This window comes from Pseudomonas anatoliensis (genome assembly GCF_017976235.1).
GTDB lineage: Bacteria > Pseudomonadota > Gammaproteobacteria > Pseudomonadales > Pseudomonadaceae > Aquipseudomonas > Aquipseudomonas anatoliensis.
On record NZ_JACVHC010000004.1, the window covers coordinates 15,402 to 30,219 of the forward strand.

13 protein-coding genes are annotated in these 14,818 nt (G+C 59.4%); 5 read left to right on the plus strand and 8 right to left on the minus strand.

Translation table 11 applies throughout. From position 1 onward, the window contains the following. Positions 1 to 76 precede the first annotated feature (76 nt). The 3 genes from ICA16_RS13620 to ICA16_RS13630 form a co-directional block, all read right to left on the minus strand. A complete protein-coding gene (locus ICA16_RS13620) occupies positions 77 to 1,228 on the minus strand; it encodes a TDT family transporter (protein WP_210700813.1) in 1,152 nt (383 codons plus the stop codon). A gap of 118 nt (positions 1,229 to 1,346) precedes the next feature. Further along, positions 1,347 to 1,658, minus strand: a complete 312-nt coding sequence (locus ICA16_RS13625; protein ID WP_210553659.1) for a cupin domain-containing protein — start codon at positions 1,656 to 1,658, stop codon at positions 1,347 to 1,349. Between the two features lie 52 nt (positions 1,659 to 1,710). Continuing rightward, the gene (locus ICA16_RS13630; RefSeq protein ID WP_150601250.1) at positions 1,711 to 2,910 is read right to left on the minus strand and encodes an MFS transporter; all 1,200 of its coding nucleotides are present in this window, start codon (positions 2,908 to 2,910) and stop codon (positions 1,711 to 1,713) included. A gap of 91 nt (positions 2,911 to 3,001) precedes the next feature. Here ICA16_RS13630 and ICA16_RS13635 point away from each other — a divergent pair, with 91 nt between their 5' ends. Both ICA16_RS13635 and ICA16_RS13640 read left to right on the plus strand, forming a co-directional pair. Further along, complete coding sequence (locus ICA16_RS13635; RefSeq protein ID WP_210700814.1) at positions 3,002 to 3,544, plus strand: TetR/AcrR family transcriptional regulator; 543 nt, start codon at positions 3,002 to 3,004, stop codon at positions 3,542 to 3,544. Between the two features lie 296 nt (positions 3,545 to 3,840). Continuing rightward, positions 3,841 to 7,311: a hybrid sensor histidine kinase/response regulator gene (locus tag ICA16_RS13640; RefSeq protein WP_210700815.1), complete on the plus strand. Its 3,471-nt coding sequence runs from the start codon at positions 3,841 to 3,843 to the stop codon at positions 7,309 to 7,311. A gap of 76 nt (positions 7,312 to 7,387) precedes the next feature. Here ICA16_RS13640 and ICA16_RS13645 read toward each other — a convergent pair whose 3' ends face one another. Together ICA16_RS13645 and ICA16_RS13650 are read right to left on the minus strand one after the other, a co-directional pair. Further along, positions 7,388 to 8,752, minus strand: a complete 1,365-nt coding sequence (locus tag ICA16_RS13645; protein WP_162184597.1) for a DNA recombination protein RmuC — start codon at positions 8,750 to 8,752, stop codon at positions 7,388 to 7,390. 175 nt (positions 8,753 to 8,927) lie between these two features. Further along, complete coding sequence (locus ICA16_RS13650; RefSeq protein WP_150618466.1) at positions 8,928 to 9,251, minus strand: SEL1-like repeat protein; 324 nt, start codon at positions 9,249 to 9,251, stop codon at positions 8,928 to 8,930. Between the two features lie 1,037 nt (positions 9,252 to 10,288). On the opposite strand from ICA16_RS13650, the gene ICA16_RS13655 reads away from it, so the two are divergent. The 3 genes from ICA16_RS13655 (at position 10,289) to ICA16_RS13665 (ending at position 12,681) form a co-directional block, all read left to right on the plus strand. After that, entirely contained in the window at positions 10,289 to 10,513 is a 225-nt protein-coding gene (locus ICA16_RS13655; RefSeq protein WP_042558329.1) for a hypothetical protein, read from the plus strand. A 267-nt stretch (positions 10,514 to 10,780) separates the two neighbouring features. Beyond that, positions 10,781 to 11,263 carry a hypothetical protein gene (locus ICA16_RS13660; RefSeq protein ID WP_150618464.1) on the plus strand — a complete coding sequence of 161 codons (483 nt, stop codon included), beginning with the start codon at positions 10,781 to 10,783 and terminating at the stop codon, positions 11,261 to 11,263. Between the two features lie 146 nt (positions 11,264 to 11,409). Beyond that, complete coding sequence (locus tag ICA16_RS13665) at positions 11,410 to 12,681, plus strand: OmpP1/FadL family transporter (protein WP_150601244.1); 1,272 nt, start codon at positions 11,410 to 11,412, stop codon at positions 12,679 to 12,681. Between the two features lie 194 nt (positions 12,682 to 12,875). On the opposite strand, the gene ICA16_RS13670 is transcribed toward ICA16_RS13665, so the two are convergent. Genes ICA16_RS13670 through ICA16_RS13675 form a run of 3 tightly spaced genes read right to left on the minus strand, consistent with a single transcriptional unit; the run spans position 12,876 to position 14,818 of the window. Further along, positions 12,876 to 13,436 carry a glutathione peroxidase gene (locus ICA16_RS13670; RefSeq protein ID WP_210700816.1) on the minus strand — a complete coding sequence of 187 codons (561 nt, stop codon included), beginning with the start codon at positions 13,434 to 13,436 and terminating at the stop codon, positions 12,876 to 12,878. 54 nt (positions 13,437 to 13,490) lie between these two features. Next, positions 13,491 to 13,613: a hypothetical protein gene (locus ICA16_RS28285; RefSeq protein ID WP_263596698.1), complete on the minus strand. Its 123-nt coding sequence runs from the start codon at positions 13,611 to 13,613 to the stop codon at positions 13,491 to 13,493. Continuing rightward, a complete protein-coding gene (locus tag ICA16_RS13675) occupies positions 13,610 to 14,818 on the minus strand; it encodes an MFS transporter (protein ID WP_150601242.1) in 1,209 nt (402 codons plus the stop codon). Before ICA16_RS13675 ends, ICA16_RS28285 begins: the two co-directional genes overlap by 4 nt.

Sequence of the window (14,818 nt, forward strand, 5' to 3'; positions counted from 1 at the left end):
AGGTAGAGAGGCCTGGATACTGCTTATTGGAATCCCGATCCGCGATCCAGGCCACACCTTACCTAAACTTTTCAGGTTATTTCTTCAAACCTGCAATGCACGGCGAGACAAACAGCTCGCCGCGCCACGCGCCCTGCACGGTGCGCTTGCCGACAATCAGCCACATCACCGCCAACAACGCCACCAGCATGCAGCCGACCACGCTGAAAAAGCCGAGGTTCAGCGTACTGGCGAGTTTAAGGGTCGCCAGCGAATACACGCCCAACGGGAAGGTGAAACCCCACCAGCCGAGGTTGAACGGAATGCCGTCACGCAGATAGCGAACGGTGATCAGCAACGCCATCAGCATCCACCACAGCCCGAAACCCCACAGCGTGATTCCGGCCACCAGACCAAGGCCAGAAGCGATTTCGCCAACGCCCGGCATTCCATTGGCAGCGAAAATCGCCGGTGCTTCAGCGCCCATCAACAACATGCCCAGGGCACCGGTGCCGATTGGCCCGAGTGCCAGCCAGCTCGAGGCGGCCATGTTTTCGTGGGGCAGTTTGTGCAGGGCCATGCGCAGCAACAGGATGGTCAGAATGCTGAACGCCACCGGTAGGGAAAATGCCCAGAGCACGTAGCTTGTGGTCAGCACCACCAGTTGCGAGTGTGCATCGGTCAGGTGCGGCGCGAGCAGACCACCACTGGCCGCCGCGACTTCTGCTGCCACCACCGGCAACAGCCAAACCGCAGTCATCTGGTCGATGCTGTGCTCCTGACGGGTAAACATCATGTAGGGAATCAACACGCCGCAGGCCAGCGACATTGCCACATCGAGCCACCACAACACTTCGGCAAGCTGAATGACGCCCTCGCCCCAACGCGGTAGCCCGAACAGCAGAAAGCCGTTAATGATCGTTGCCAAGCCCATGGGAATGGTGCCAAAGAACATCGACACGGTGGAATGCCCGAAAATCCGCCGCGCCTCGTCGAAGAACAGAATCCAGCGGGCGGCGTAGGCAACGGTAAACAGGGAGAACAACAGGATGTTGAACAGCCACAGCCCTTCCGCCACAGCGTGTGAACCGGGGATCGCGACCGGCAGGTTCGCCAACGCCAGTGCCAGCACTCCGGTACCCATGGTTGCGGCAAACCAGTTCGGCGTGAATTGGCGGATCACCTCACGTGGGTGCTGAAGTTGGCTGAGCGGCTTTAAGCCGGGTTTGGTGCTATTGGTGCAAATCATCATGGATTCCTCTTCCTCTGGTGAGGTTGAGTCCATGGTAGATCCGAATCGAATATCTATATAACGGGTAATATCTCTAACTGTTATCTGCTTTATCGATAATGAGCCAGATAAATAGTCAAACGCTACCTTCGCTCTCGATCACCAAAATCCGCGCCACACCCTGCGGATGGGCAACGTGTTCGGTGCCGACTGAGGCGTAAAAGATGTCACCGACTTCGAGCATGACTTGCTCTTCCTCACCATTTTCGCGATAGCGCATCTGCACCCGCCCATCGAGCACCACGAACACTTCCTCCCCATCGTTGACGTGCCATTTATATGGCTGATCAGTCCAGTGCAGGCGCGTGGTGATGCCGTTCATGTTGGCGATATCCAAGGCACCCCAGGCACGCTCGGCGGTGAAGGTTTTGCTACGAATAATCTTCATGAGTCGATCCGTTGGCAGAAAGGCTGCGCAAGGCTAACCGAAAGCGCGGTGGTTATGGAGCGCCGCACACCTTGGCCGGTCGAACGCGCAGGCTGAGCAACAGCGCCGCCACTGCCAGCACGATCAGCACCGCGCCATACACGTCGGTCGTCGCGAGCAGCCCCAGGCGATGGGTGAAATGCCCTGCCAATAGCGCCGGCAAGCAAAACGCCAGATAACTCAGCACATAAAACGCCGACATCAACCCGGCCCGTTCATGGGGCAAGGCCAGCGGTACGAGGCTGCGCACCGCGCCGAGAAATCCGGCACCGAAACCACAACCGGCCACCAGTGTGCCGAGGAAGAACAGCGACAGACTGGCGCTGTGCACACCGAGCAGAATCAGCACCAGCCCGATCGGCAGCAAGCTTGCGCCCAGTTGCAAAGCGCGCGTGGCAGGACGATTGCGCAGGGTGAAGATCATCAGCGCCCCGGTCACGGTCAATGCCGCGACGGTTGCGCCGCCGATCAGGTTGGAAGTGGACCCAGTGGCGGTGCGCACCAGCGACGGTGCAAGCGATGCGTAAAAACCACCGAGCGCCCAGGTCGCGGTATTCAGCGGCAGGACTCGCCATAGCGTAGCGCGGGCCTGAACCGGCACATGCAGTGTCGGTCGCAACGACGCCCATGCGCCCGCTTGCGGGGTGACGCTTTCGGGCAGCCGCCAGACGTACAGTGCCTGCCCCACGAACAGCGCGAGCAGTAACCAATAGGTCAGTTGCAACGGCGCCGGCGCGAATTCCGCCAACAAGCCGCAGCCCATGCCGCCCAGCGCCATGCCCAGCAATGGCGCGACGCTGTTGATCAACGGCCCTTGCTGACGGTCGATGTCGAGCAATGTGGCGCTGAGGACCGCTGTCGCCATGCCGGTGGCGAAGCCTTGCAGCACGCGCGCGCTGATCAACCACGTCACGCTGTCGGCGCTGATGAACAGCAACATCGCCAGTGCATTGAGCAACACGGCGGTGAAGATCACCGGTTTGCGTCCCAGATGATCGGAGAGCGAACCGACGGTTAACAGCGCCGCCAACAGACTCAGGGCGTAGACGCCGAAAATCAGGGTCAGCACCGCTGCCGAGAAGTGCAGTTGATCCTGATACAGGTGGTACAGCGGCGTCGGCGCGGTGGAAGCGGCGAGAAAACTGAGTAAGGTGATCGCCAGAAACCACAGGCTGGGACGGTTTGACGCTAATCGGGACTGGGGGCTAATCATGTGCACACTCCGCAAAAGCTAATTTTTTGCTTTTGCGGAGTGTGCTACCGCCCAACGCTTAAAGCAAATTCTTTGTGTTAAGGTCTGACGCATGGCTATTAAAGAAGGTTTACGCCCCGGCGGTCGCAGTGCCCGGGTGCAAGAGTCGATACATTCGGCAGTCCGCTCACTGCTGCAAGAGCAGGAGCGCTCGACCGTGACCGTTCCGCAAATTGCGGCGCGGGCGGGCGTTACGCCGTCGACTATCTATCGGCGCTGGGGCGATCTGGCGGCGTTGCTGGCCGACGTCGCCCTCGCCCGCATGCGCCCCGACAGCGAGCCCGCAGAAACCGGCAGCCTGCGCAGCGACATCCGCGCATGGGCCGAGCAATACCTCGACGAGATGAGCTCCGAGCCTGGGCGCAACATGATGCGCGATGTGCAGGCGAGCGCCACGCCGGGGTATTGCGTGGCGATCATCGGGGCGCAGTTGCAGACCATTATCGAGCGCCATCCCGATGAAGCGGCGCCCAGTGTCGATCGGTTGATCAATCAGGTGGTGGCGCCGGTCGTGTTCAGGATTCTGTTTTCAGCGGCGGCGCTGGAGGTGGATGAATTGTATCGGTTGATTGATATCGCGCTGCAGCAGGACTAACACCGACATCCCTGTAGGAGCTGCGGCACGCTGCGATCTTTTGATCCTTAAAAACAGGATCAAAAGATCGCAGCCTCGTTTCACTCGACAGCTCCTACAGGATTTCCGATTCAGGCACTGAATCTTGCGGTGCCTGCTCGCGATGAGACCTTAACGGTCACCGCAGAACCACTCGGTTCCATTCCTGCGACACCCCGCCACGCCTCGACCTTGGTCGACACTGACTAACCGCCGCGCGCATGCGAGACTGTCCGCCCGGGCAGGAGTGCCGGGGAGTCTTTAGTCGGGAGTGTTGCATGTCGTTGTCCACCGGGCTGATCGCCGCCGTCGCCCTGGCCTATATGGCCATCATGTTCGCCATCGCCTTCTACGGCGACCGTCGCAGCACGCCGCTGCCGCCGCGGGTGCGCGCGTGGGTATACAGCCTGTCGCTGGCGGTTTATTGCACCAGTTGGACATTCTTCGGCGCGGTCGGCCAGGCGGCTGAACAGTTGTGGTCATTCCTGCCGATTTACCTCGGGCCGATCCTGCTGTTGGTCGGCGCGCCGTGGGTCCTGCAAAAAATGGTGATGATCAGCAAACAGGAGAACATCACCTCCATCGCTGACTTCATCGCTGCGCGCTACGGCAAATCGCAATCGCTGGCGGTCGTCGTCGCGCTGATCTGCCTGGTCGGCGTCCTCCCCTACATCGCCCTGCAACTCAAGGGCATCGTACTCGGTGTGAACCTGTTGATCGGCGCCGGTGCCGATGCGATGGGCACGCGCGCCCAGGACACCGCGTTGATCGTGTCACTGGTGCTGGCGCTGTTCACCATCGTCTTCGGCACACGCAACCTCGACGCCACCGAGCACCACCGCGGCATGGTGCTGGCGATTGCCTTTGAGTCGCTGGTCAAGCTGTTCGCCTTTCTCGCCGTCGGCGCGTTTGTGACCTATGGCCTCTACGACGGTTTCGACGACCTGTTTAATCAAGCCATGCTCGCCCCGCGCCTCGAGGAATACTGGAAAGAAACCATTAACTGGCCATCAATGGTGGTACAGACAGGCGTCGCGATGATGGCGATCATCTGTCTGCCACGGCAGTTTCACGTCACGGTGGTCGAGAACATTGATCCGCAGGATCTGCGCCTGGCCAAATGGGTGTTCCCGGCGTACCTCGCGTTGGCGGCATTGTTTGTAGTCCCTATCGCCCTCGCTGGTCAGATGATGCTGCCGAGCGACGTATTGCCCGACTCGTTCGTGATCAGTCTGCCGCTGGCGCAGGCCCATCCGGCGCTGGCAATGCTGGCGTTTATTGGCGGCGCATCGGCGGCCACCGGCATGGTCATTGTCGCCAGCGTGGCGCTGTCGACCATGGTCTCCAACGATATGCTGTTGCCGTGGCTGCTGCGGCGCAATAACGCCGAGCGCCCGTTTGAAGTGTTCCGCCAGTGGATGCTGTCGGTGCGCCGCGTGAGCATTGTGGTGATTCTGCTGTTGGCGTACGTCAGCTATCGCCTGCTCGGTTCGACGGCGAGCCTGGCGACCATCGGCCAGATTGCCTTCGCCGCCGTGACCCAACTGGCGCCGGCCATGCTCGGCGCGCTGTACTGGAAACAGGCCAACCGACGCGGCGTGTTTGCCGGGCTCGCCGCCGGCACCTTCCTGTGGTTTTACACGCTGGTTTTGCCGATTGCCGCTCACAGCCTCGGCTGGTCGCTGAACAGTTTCCCGGGGCTGGCGTGGCTGCACAGTAATCCGCTGAACCTGCCGATCAGTCCGTTGACCCAAGGCGTGGTGTTGTCGCTGGCCGGTAACTTCACGCTGTTTGCGTGGGTCTCGGTGCTGTCCCGCACGCGGGTGTCGGAGCACTGGCAGGCTGGGCGTTTCATCGGCCAGGAGATCAGCGCCCGACCGAATGCGCGGTCGATGCTGTCGGTGCAGATCGACGATCTGCTGCAACTGGCGGCGCGGTTTGTCGGTGAGGAGCGCGCCCGTCAAAGCTTCATTCGATTCGCCTATCGCCAAGGCAAGGCCTTCAACCCGAACCAGAATGCCGACGGCGAATGGATCGCCCATACCGAACGCTTGCTGGCCGGTGTGCTTGGCGCTTCTTCGACGCGAGCGGTGGTAAAAGCCGCCATCGAAGGTCGGGAAATGCAGTTGGAGGACGTAGTCCGAATCGCTGACGAAGCCTCGGAAGTCCTGCAATTCAACCGCGCGCTGCTGCAAGGCGCGATTGAAAACATCACGCAAGGCATCAGCGTGGTCGACCAGTCGCTGAAGCTTGTCGCCTGGAACCGACGTTATCTGGAGTTGTTCAACTACCCGGACGGCTTGATCAGCGTCGGCCGGCCAATCGCCGACATCATTCGCTACAACGCCGAGCGTGGCTTGTGTGGTCCCGGCGAGGCGGAAGTGCATGTCGCGCGCCGTTTGCACTGGATGCGCCAGGGCCGCGCGCACACCTCCGAACGCCTGTTCCCCAACGGCCGGGTGATTGAGCTGATCGGCAATCCGATGCCCGGTGGCGGCTTCGTCATGAGTTTCACCGACATCACCGCGTTCCGTGAAGCCGAACAGGCGCTGACCGAGGCCAACGAAGGCCTGGAACAACGGGTCAGCGAGCGAACCCAGGAACTGTCGCAACTCAACGTCGCGCTGACCGAAGCCAAGGGCACCGCCGAAACCGCCAACCAATCGAAAACCCGCTTTCTCGCGGCGGTCAGCCATGACCTGATGCAGCCGTTGAACGCCGCGCGACTGTTCTCCGCCGCCCTCTCCCATCAAGACGACGGCTTGAGCAGCGAGGCGCAGAAACTGGTGCAGCATCTCGACAGTTCGTTGCGCTCGGCCGAGGATCTGATCAGCGATTTGCTGGACATTTCCCGACTGGAAAACGGCAAGATCAATCCCGATCGCAAGTCCTTTGCGGTGAATGAACTGTTCGACATTCTCGGCGCCGAGTTCAAGGCGCTGGCCCAGGAGCAAGGTCTGACCTTCCGTGTGCGTGGCAGCCACATGCGCATCGACAGCGACATCAAGTTGCTGCGGCGGATTCTGCAAAACTTCCTGACCAACGCTTTCCGCTATGCCAAAGGCCCGGTCCTACTCGGTGTACGTCGGCGCGGCGGGAAGTTGTGCCTGGAAGTATGGGATCGCGGACCGGGCATTCCGGAAGACAAGCAGCAGGTAATTTTCGAGGAATTCAAACGTCTCGACAGCCATCAGACGCGCGCCGAAAAAGGCCTGGGGCTTGGGCTGGCAATTGCTGATGGTCTGTGTCGCGTGCTCGGCCATACCTTACGCGTGCGCTCGTGGCCGGGGCGCGGCAGTGTGTTCAGCGTTACGGTGCCGTATGCGCGCACGCAAACCGTACCGGCCAGTGCCGCTGTCGAATTGAACGGCAAGTTGCCGAACGGTGCGCAGGTGCTGTGCATCGACAATGAAGACAGCATTCTGATCGGCATGAACAGCCTGCTAAGCCGCTGGGGCTGCCAGGTCTGGACAGCGCGCAATCGCGAGGAATGCGAGGCGTTGCTCAGTGACGGAGTGCGGCCGCAACTGGCGCTGGTCGACTATCACCTGGATCACGGCGATACCGGCACCGAGTTGATGGCGTGGTTGCGCACGCGTCTTGGCGAGCCCGTACCAGGCGTGGTGATCAGCGCCGACGGACGCCCGGAGATGATTGCGCAGGTGCATGCGGCGGGGCTGGATTATCTGGCGAAACCGGTGAAACCGGCGGCGTTGCGGGCGTTGTTGAGTCGGTATCTACCGCTTTAAAAGCAAAAGATCGCAGCCTTCGGCAGCTCCTACACCGAAGTTCATGGAGCTGCCGAAGGCTGCGATCTTTTGATCTTTATTCAGGCAACTCAACCAACCCATCAACATCCGTCATCGCCCGCTCCAGCAAGTCCGCCGGCAAACTTTTGCTCGCCCGTGCCCCCAACAGTTTGAGCTGCTCACTGCGGCTGACCAGGTTGCCGCGCCCTTCTGTCAGTTTGTTGCGCGCCGAGCTGTAGGCTTTGTCCAGTTGTTGCAGACGATTGCCGACTTCGTCCAGATCCTGAATGAACAACACGAACTTGTCGTAAAGCCACCCGGCGCGCTCGGCGATTTCGCGGGCGTTCTGGCTCTGGCGCTCTTGCTTCCACAGGCTGTCGATGACGCGCAATGTCGCCAGCAACGTAGTTGGGCTGACGATCACGATGTTGCGGTCGAACGCCTCCTGAAACAGCGACGGCTCGGCCTGCAATGCCGCCGAAAACGCGGCTTCGATCGGCACGAAAAGCAAAACGAAATCGAGGCTGTGCAGGCCCTCAAGCCGTTTGTAATCCTTGCCGGCCAGGCCTTTGACGTGATTGCGCAGGGACAGCACGTGCTGCTTGATCGCGATCTGCCCGAGGGTGTCGTCCTCGGCCGCGACGTATTGCTGATACGCCGTGAGACTGACCTTGGAGTCGACCACCACCTGTTTGTCGCCCGGCAGATAAATGACCACATCCGGCTGGAAGCGCTCGCCATCCGGGCCTTTGAGATTGACCTGCGTCTGATACTCGCGGCCCTTCTCCAGGCCTGCGTGTTCCAGCACGCGTTCGAGAATCAACTCGCCCCAATTACCTTGGGTTTTCTGGCCTTTCAGGGCACGGGTCAGGTTGGTGGCTTCGTCACTCAAACGCAGATTGAGCGCTTGCAGACGCTCCAATTCCTTGGCCAGCGAAAAGCGCTCGCGGGCCTCGGCCTGGTAACTTTCTTCCACACGTTTTTCGAAGGATTGAATGCGTTCTTTCAACGGATCGAGCAACTGACCGAGGCGTTGTTGGCTGGTTTCGGCAAAGCGCTGTTCACGCTCGTCGAAGATCTTGCCCGCCAGTTCGGCGAACTGCGCCCGCAATTCATCACGCGAACCTTGCAGATCGTCGAGGCGCTGTTGATGGCTCTCCTGCTGTTCACGCAGCTCGGCGTTCAGCGAAGCCGCCTGAGCGTCGAGACGGCGCAGTTCGGCTTCCTTGTTGGCGCGCTCCAGGTTCCAGGCGTGGGAGGCGTCACGGGCGTCGTCACGCTCTATCTGCAACAGCTCGACTTCGCGGCGCAGGGCTGCCAGTTCTGCTTGCTTGGCGGCGTTGGCCTGGCCGAGGTCGGCAATTTCATCGCGGCCGGCATCCAGTTGCGCGTTGAGCCCGTCCTGCGCCAGTTGCGCCATGGCCAACCGCTCTTCCAGCAACGCCACCTGCGCTTGCCCGTTGCTTGCCCGACGTTGCAGTTGCCAGGCCAAAGCCAACAACGGCAGCCCAGCGCCTGCGAGACCGAGCAATACGCTGGTCAAGTCCATAGCCATAGCGACTCCTGCCGATCGGTTAAAGCCTGAAGGGTAACCAAGGTGTCAGAACTTGGACAGCTCAGTCTTCGAGCAGACCAAGTTCCACTTGGGCACGATGATCGCCAGCGCGAGCAGCCTGACGCAGCAGGTCCTGACCGATGCGGCGATCGCGCGCATTACCACACTCGCGACACATCAACTGGCCGAGACGGCTTTGCGCGGCGACCACACCTTCGCGCGCCGGTTGCTTGAGCAGGCGGCCGGCAAGGTGCTTGGCATTGTGGCTTTCGCTCAGGCGCGGACTGTCGAGCAGCCATTCGGCCACGCGCACGGAAAATCGCTTGGGCGGGATAACATGAGGGGTTTGTGAGGTAACAGGGTCTGATACTGAGCGAAACTTCATAAAGCACTGTGGGACAGATCGGAAGGCGCGCCACTCTACTCTCTTTTTCTTACAGGTAAAGTCGAAAAAAAACCCGGCACGCCCGTCCTAGAGCAAGCGCTCGGGACAATCCACAGAAGCTGTGGATAAGTCAGTGGACAACCGCCCTCCAACCCTCGCAAAGCCTTATGGAATGGGGCCCGCAGTCAAACTGACGATTTTTTCACCAACAAAAAAAAGCGATGTTTTTCATTGACTTAAACTTTCGATACAGGCAGCCACGAGAGTCAGGTTTGATATGACAGTGCCGTTACAGCCTGTGCAACTAATGTGCACAAGTACCTGTTACCCGGTTATATCGATGCGCTTTTTCGGGTCGTTTTGCGCTTCAGGCTGGGGATAAACGGCTTCTGGACAGGAACCGCGCACGGTTTTGTGGCGACGAATGGTCAACCTGGCGTTTTCATTTGTTACCTGATCAGGGCCTTCGCGAGCAAGCTCGCCCCCACAATGGCTGCGCTACCTGTAGAAGTGAGCCTGCTCACGATGAGGCCGGCAATGCCACCCTGTGATTTTCCTGTTGAACACAATCTTTTTTGGCGCAGGGTTTGCTTTACCATTTTCGATCCGTTACTATCCGCGGCGTTAGTACCAAGCTGAAAGTCAATCCCGGTCGAACATATCCCCAACGGAGAGCCTTCTATCAAGAAGCCTTACCGAAAAAGCGGGTACGACCTCTCGATGGTTTCCAGGTAAATCTTGCGACAACACAGCCTTTGAATCATGCAAAGGGTGTTGCGAAGGCCATTTACTCTGACCGAACCAACCTGCAAATTGATCAGGATCTTCACCCCGGGCCCAGAACCTTTGCCCTTGATGTGTTGCCTGTCCTCCTAAGTACCTACCTGCCAGCCCAAGCGCGCCAACTCATCAGCGCTTCAAACTGGCTGCTTTGTTCCAGTCGGGTTCTTCGTTCGACCAATGGTGGTCGACGTTACTGGAACGTTTTAACGTTGCACGGTTCTTATCCGTGTCATTTGTAGGAACACCTAATAACTATGTCGACTCAAATCCACACTCAGGACGCCATTCGCGCCCTAACCAACGCCTTTGCTCCAATGAACTGCCTGATCATGGCCGCTCGCAAAGGCTGCTTCAGCTTCACACTGGTCAATGAACACGGGATCGCCCGCCACAGTGAGCGTCTGTATCCCGATCAGTACTCCAGCGCCGAACCGCTGCAGGCTGTCATTGATCGTACTCGTCAGGCACTTGTTGCCTGAGAGACTGCAAGAAGCAAAAGCCTCGCTTAAAACGCGGGGCTTTTTATTGCCTGATGTTTCACTTTTGAGCCTTGGCGCTTAAGCACCATTGGATATAACGGTTATAACGTGCAGCCGGAAATATTTTAAAAACAGGCCTTTACGTCGCGAATATGACACTACACTTCAACTCAAGCGGCGTGATCCGCTTCCGGCGAGCCTGAGCCGATCCACCGCTGCCAAGGCCCCTTCAGGTATCGCCGCCCAATAACAAGATCCGAGGGCTTTATGGGTATCGCTGCCAGCGAACTGTGCCGCTACGTGATCCGCCCCACGCTGATTTATCTGGGACGTCACTGCGCAACTGCCGAATCCCTGTTGCTGGGCATCGCCGCCAGCCAGTCCGCCCTCGGCTCCGCCCTGCATGACCGCCGCGGGCACGGCCTCTACTGCATTGCCGAGCATCGCCATCAAGCACTGTGGGATGACTACCTGGCGCTTGATCCGGAGCGTGCCAGCCTGGTTCGCGGACTCGCCAGCCAACACGCATTTCTCAGCGGACCGCACCTGGAATTGACCGTCAATCTGCGTTACGCCACAGCCATCGCCTGGCTGCTGGTCGAAGAACAAAACCCTACCCTCCCCGACCCGACCGACTTGCTCGGTATGGCGCGTATCTGGCGTCAGACCTTCCAGCCTCAGGGTCGTCTGCGCGATTTCACCTGTGCCTGGCAGACGTGTGTTTCACCGGTGAATCAGGTCGCTTGCTGACCGTCCAGTTCCGCAAGATCGTGTAACAGGTCGCGAATTTGGTCGGATTGTCCTACAAAACCGCTCTAACTCAAGGCATACAGGCTATAGCGCTGGGACGAAAATGTTGGTAATTTTCGCCCCGGTGATCACCAGGAGTTCTAATAATGAAAAAAGTAATGCTCAAAACCACCCTTAGCCTTGCCGTTACCTTGGCATCCACGCAGATTTTCGCCGCTGGCTTTGCCATCAACGAACACAGCATTAGCGGGATGGGGACTGGGTACGCCGGGCGATCTTCTTCTGCCGACGACGCAAGCACTGTTTATGGCAACCCTGCCGGCATGTCGCGCATCAAGCGCGAACAAATCACCGGCGGCGCTGCATTCCTCGACGCATCGACCGATATCAGCAACGCCAGCTCCAGCCCGAATGGTGGGAGCAACAAAGGCGACATGGTGCCCTTCACCGCCGTACCTATGGGCTACTACGTCAAGCCAATCGACGATCACTGGGCATTCGGTTTCGGCGTTTATGTGCCGTTCGGCCTGATCACCGACTACGAAAACAACTTCGCCGGCCGTTATTTCGGCAGCAAGTCGGAAGTGCAAGTCATCACCTTCCAGCCGACCATCAGCTACGCCTTCAACGACAAGGTGTCGATCGGTTTCGGTCCGACCATCAACCGTATCGACGGCAAGCTGGAATCCAACCTGTCTATCACCCAGGCCTTCCCCGATGGCAAGGTCAAGATCAAGGGTGACGACACCGCGCTGGGCTACAACATCGGTGTATTGGTACAAGCGACGGACTCCACCCGCGTGGGCCTGACCTACCACTCGAAAGTCGACTACAAGCTCGAAGGCGACACCAAGGTCAACTACGGCGTACTGGGCCTGGCCGGTCTGAGTTCCAGCCAGAAGTACGACGCTTCGCTGAAGATCACCACGCCTGAGTCGGTGGATCTGTCCGTCACTCAAGCGATCAACGATCAGTGGACTGTTTACGCCGGTTCGACTTTCACCCGCTGGAGTCAGCTGGATAAAATCACCGTCGAGAACTCCGGCGTTCAGCCTGCATTGGCCGGTCAGTTCGGCGAAATCAACGAAGACCAGAACTGGCACGACTCTTGGGCTTACGCCATCGGTACCTCGTACCAGTTGAACAAGGAATGGGTGCTGCGCACCGGTCTGACCTTCGACCAGTCGCCGACCAACAACGTCGACCGTTCGCCACGCATCCCGACCGGCGACCGGACCATCTTCAGCGTTGGTGCCGGCTGGAGCCCGACCGAAGACCTGACCATCGACGTCGCCTATTCGTACCTGAAGGAAGAGTCGGTTAACGTTCGCAACGAAAACGCGCGTGGCCAGACTTACAACGCCAAGTATGAAAACTCGGCAAACGGTTTCGGTGTCGGCGCTACTTACCGCTTCTGATACTGCGCGGCGAGGTTGACTCCTCGCCCACTAAAAAGCCCCGCTCTCTTTGCAGAAAGCGGGGCTTTTTTGTGCCTGACTTGTTAACCCCTGTAGGAGCTGCGGCACGCTGCGATCTTTTGATCCTGCTGTTAAAGATCAAAAGATCGCAGCGTGCCGCAGCTCCTACAGGGAAAGCGCAAACGCCCTGAGTTTTAGGGTTTCAGCGGTTTCGAGGCGATAGCTTTCTCAATCGCGGCAATAAATTCCGGATCATCCGGTTTGGTCAGGCTGGAGAAGTTGGCGATCACCTTGCCTTGGCGATCCACCACGTATTTGTAGAAATTCCACTTCGGCGCGCTGCTCTGTGCGGCCAGCACCTGGAACATATGCGTGGCATCATCGCCGCGGACTTTCTGTGGCTCGGTCATGGCAAACGTCACGCCGTAATTGGCGTAGCAGACCTTGGCAGTCTCGACGCTGTCCTTGGACTCCTGCTTGAAGTCATTGGAAGGCACGCCGAGCATTTCCAGCCCCTGCGCCTTGTAACGCTGATTGAGTGCTTCAAGGCCTTCGAATTGCGGCGCAAAACCGCAGAAGCTGGCGGTGTTGATCACCACCAGCGGTTTGTCGGCGTATTGCTTGCACAGATCGATGGAATCCTTGGCGCGCAACTTGGGCAGCGAGCCTTGCAACAATTCCGGACATTCAGCCGCCTGGGCCAGGCCAGTCAACGCCATCAGCAACGCGGGAACAGCACACCAGCGCATCAGCATGTCGAGCATCCTTGAGCAGTTGTCAGACTTTGAAGTTACTCGCCAAGCCTGCGTCTAGCAAATACTCATGCCCAATTGCATCAAGGCCAGGCCGCCCTGCTGCCAGCCCCACCACACCAGCGCCAACAATGCAGCAGCCAGTGCGGTAATGGCGATTCGCGGCCAGAAACGGCTCATGCGGCGCTCGTACCGGGTTGCAGACGTTCGACCGGACGCTCGCGCACCGGCCAGTTCAACGCCGCCGCCAGCACACTCAGAAGCACCGCCACTTGCCAGATCAAGTCATAACTCCCGGTACGGTCATACACCACCCCGCCCAGCCAGCCGCCGAGGAACGAGCCGAGCTGATGGAACAGGAACACGATGCCACCGAGCATGGACAGATTTCGCACGCCGAACAAGGTCGCCACCGTGCCGTTGGTCAATGGCACCGTCGACAGCCACAGGAAGCCCATGGCCATGCCGAACAGATAGGCCGTCGTGGTCGTCACCGGCAGCCACAGGAACAGCACGATCACCACCGCCCGCATCAGGTACAGCGCCGTCAGCAAACGCGGTTTGGACATTCGCCCACCCAACCATCCGGCCGTGTACGTGCCGAAGATATTGAACAGTCCGATCAACGCCAGCACCGTAGTGCCGACGGTGGCCGGCAGATGTTGATCGACCAGATACGCCGGCAAATGCACGCCAATAAACACCACCTGAAACCCGCAGACGAAGAAACCGAGCGCCAACAGCCAGAATCCCGAATGCGAGCAGGCTTCGCGCAGCGCTTCAGACAATGTTTGCTCATGGCCCAGTACCGGCAGCGGCTTGTCCTTGAGCATGCTCACCAGCGGCACGATCATCGCCACCAACAGGCCCAACACGAGCAACGCGGCCGACCAGCCGAGCCAGCCAATCAGCCCGAGCGTGCCCGGCAACATGGCGAACTGGCCGAACGACCCGGCGGCACTGGCGATGCCCATGCCCATGCTGCGTTTCTCCGGCGGCACGGCCCGCCCGACCACGCCGAGGATCACCGAGAACGAAGTGCCGGACAGGCCGATGCCGATCAACAGGCCGGCGCTCAACGACAATGTCACCGCCGAATCGGACAAGCCCATGCACACCAGACCCACGGCGTAGAGCACACCGCCAACCAGCACCACTTTCGCCGCGCCAAAACGGTCGGCCAGCGCGCCGGTGAACGGCTGCGCCAGACCCCAGATCAGGTTCTGCAAGGCAATCGCGAAGGCGAATACCTCACGCCCCCAGCCGAACTGCGCGCTCATCGGTGACAGGAACAGGCCAAAGCCGTGTCGCACGCCCAATGACAACGCCAGGATCAACGCACTTCCCAGCAACACCCAACCGCACGTACGCCACATCGATGTCAT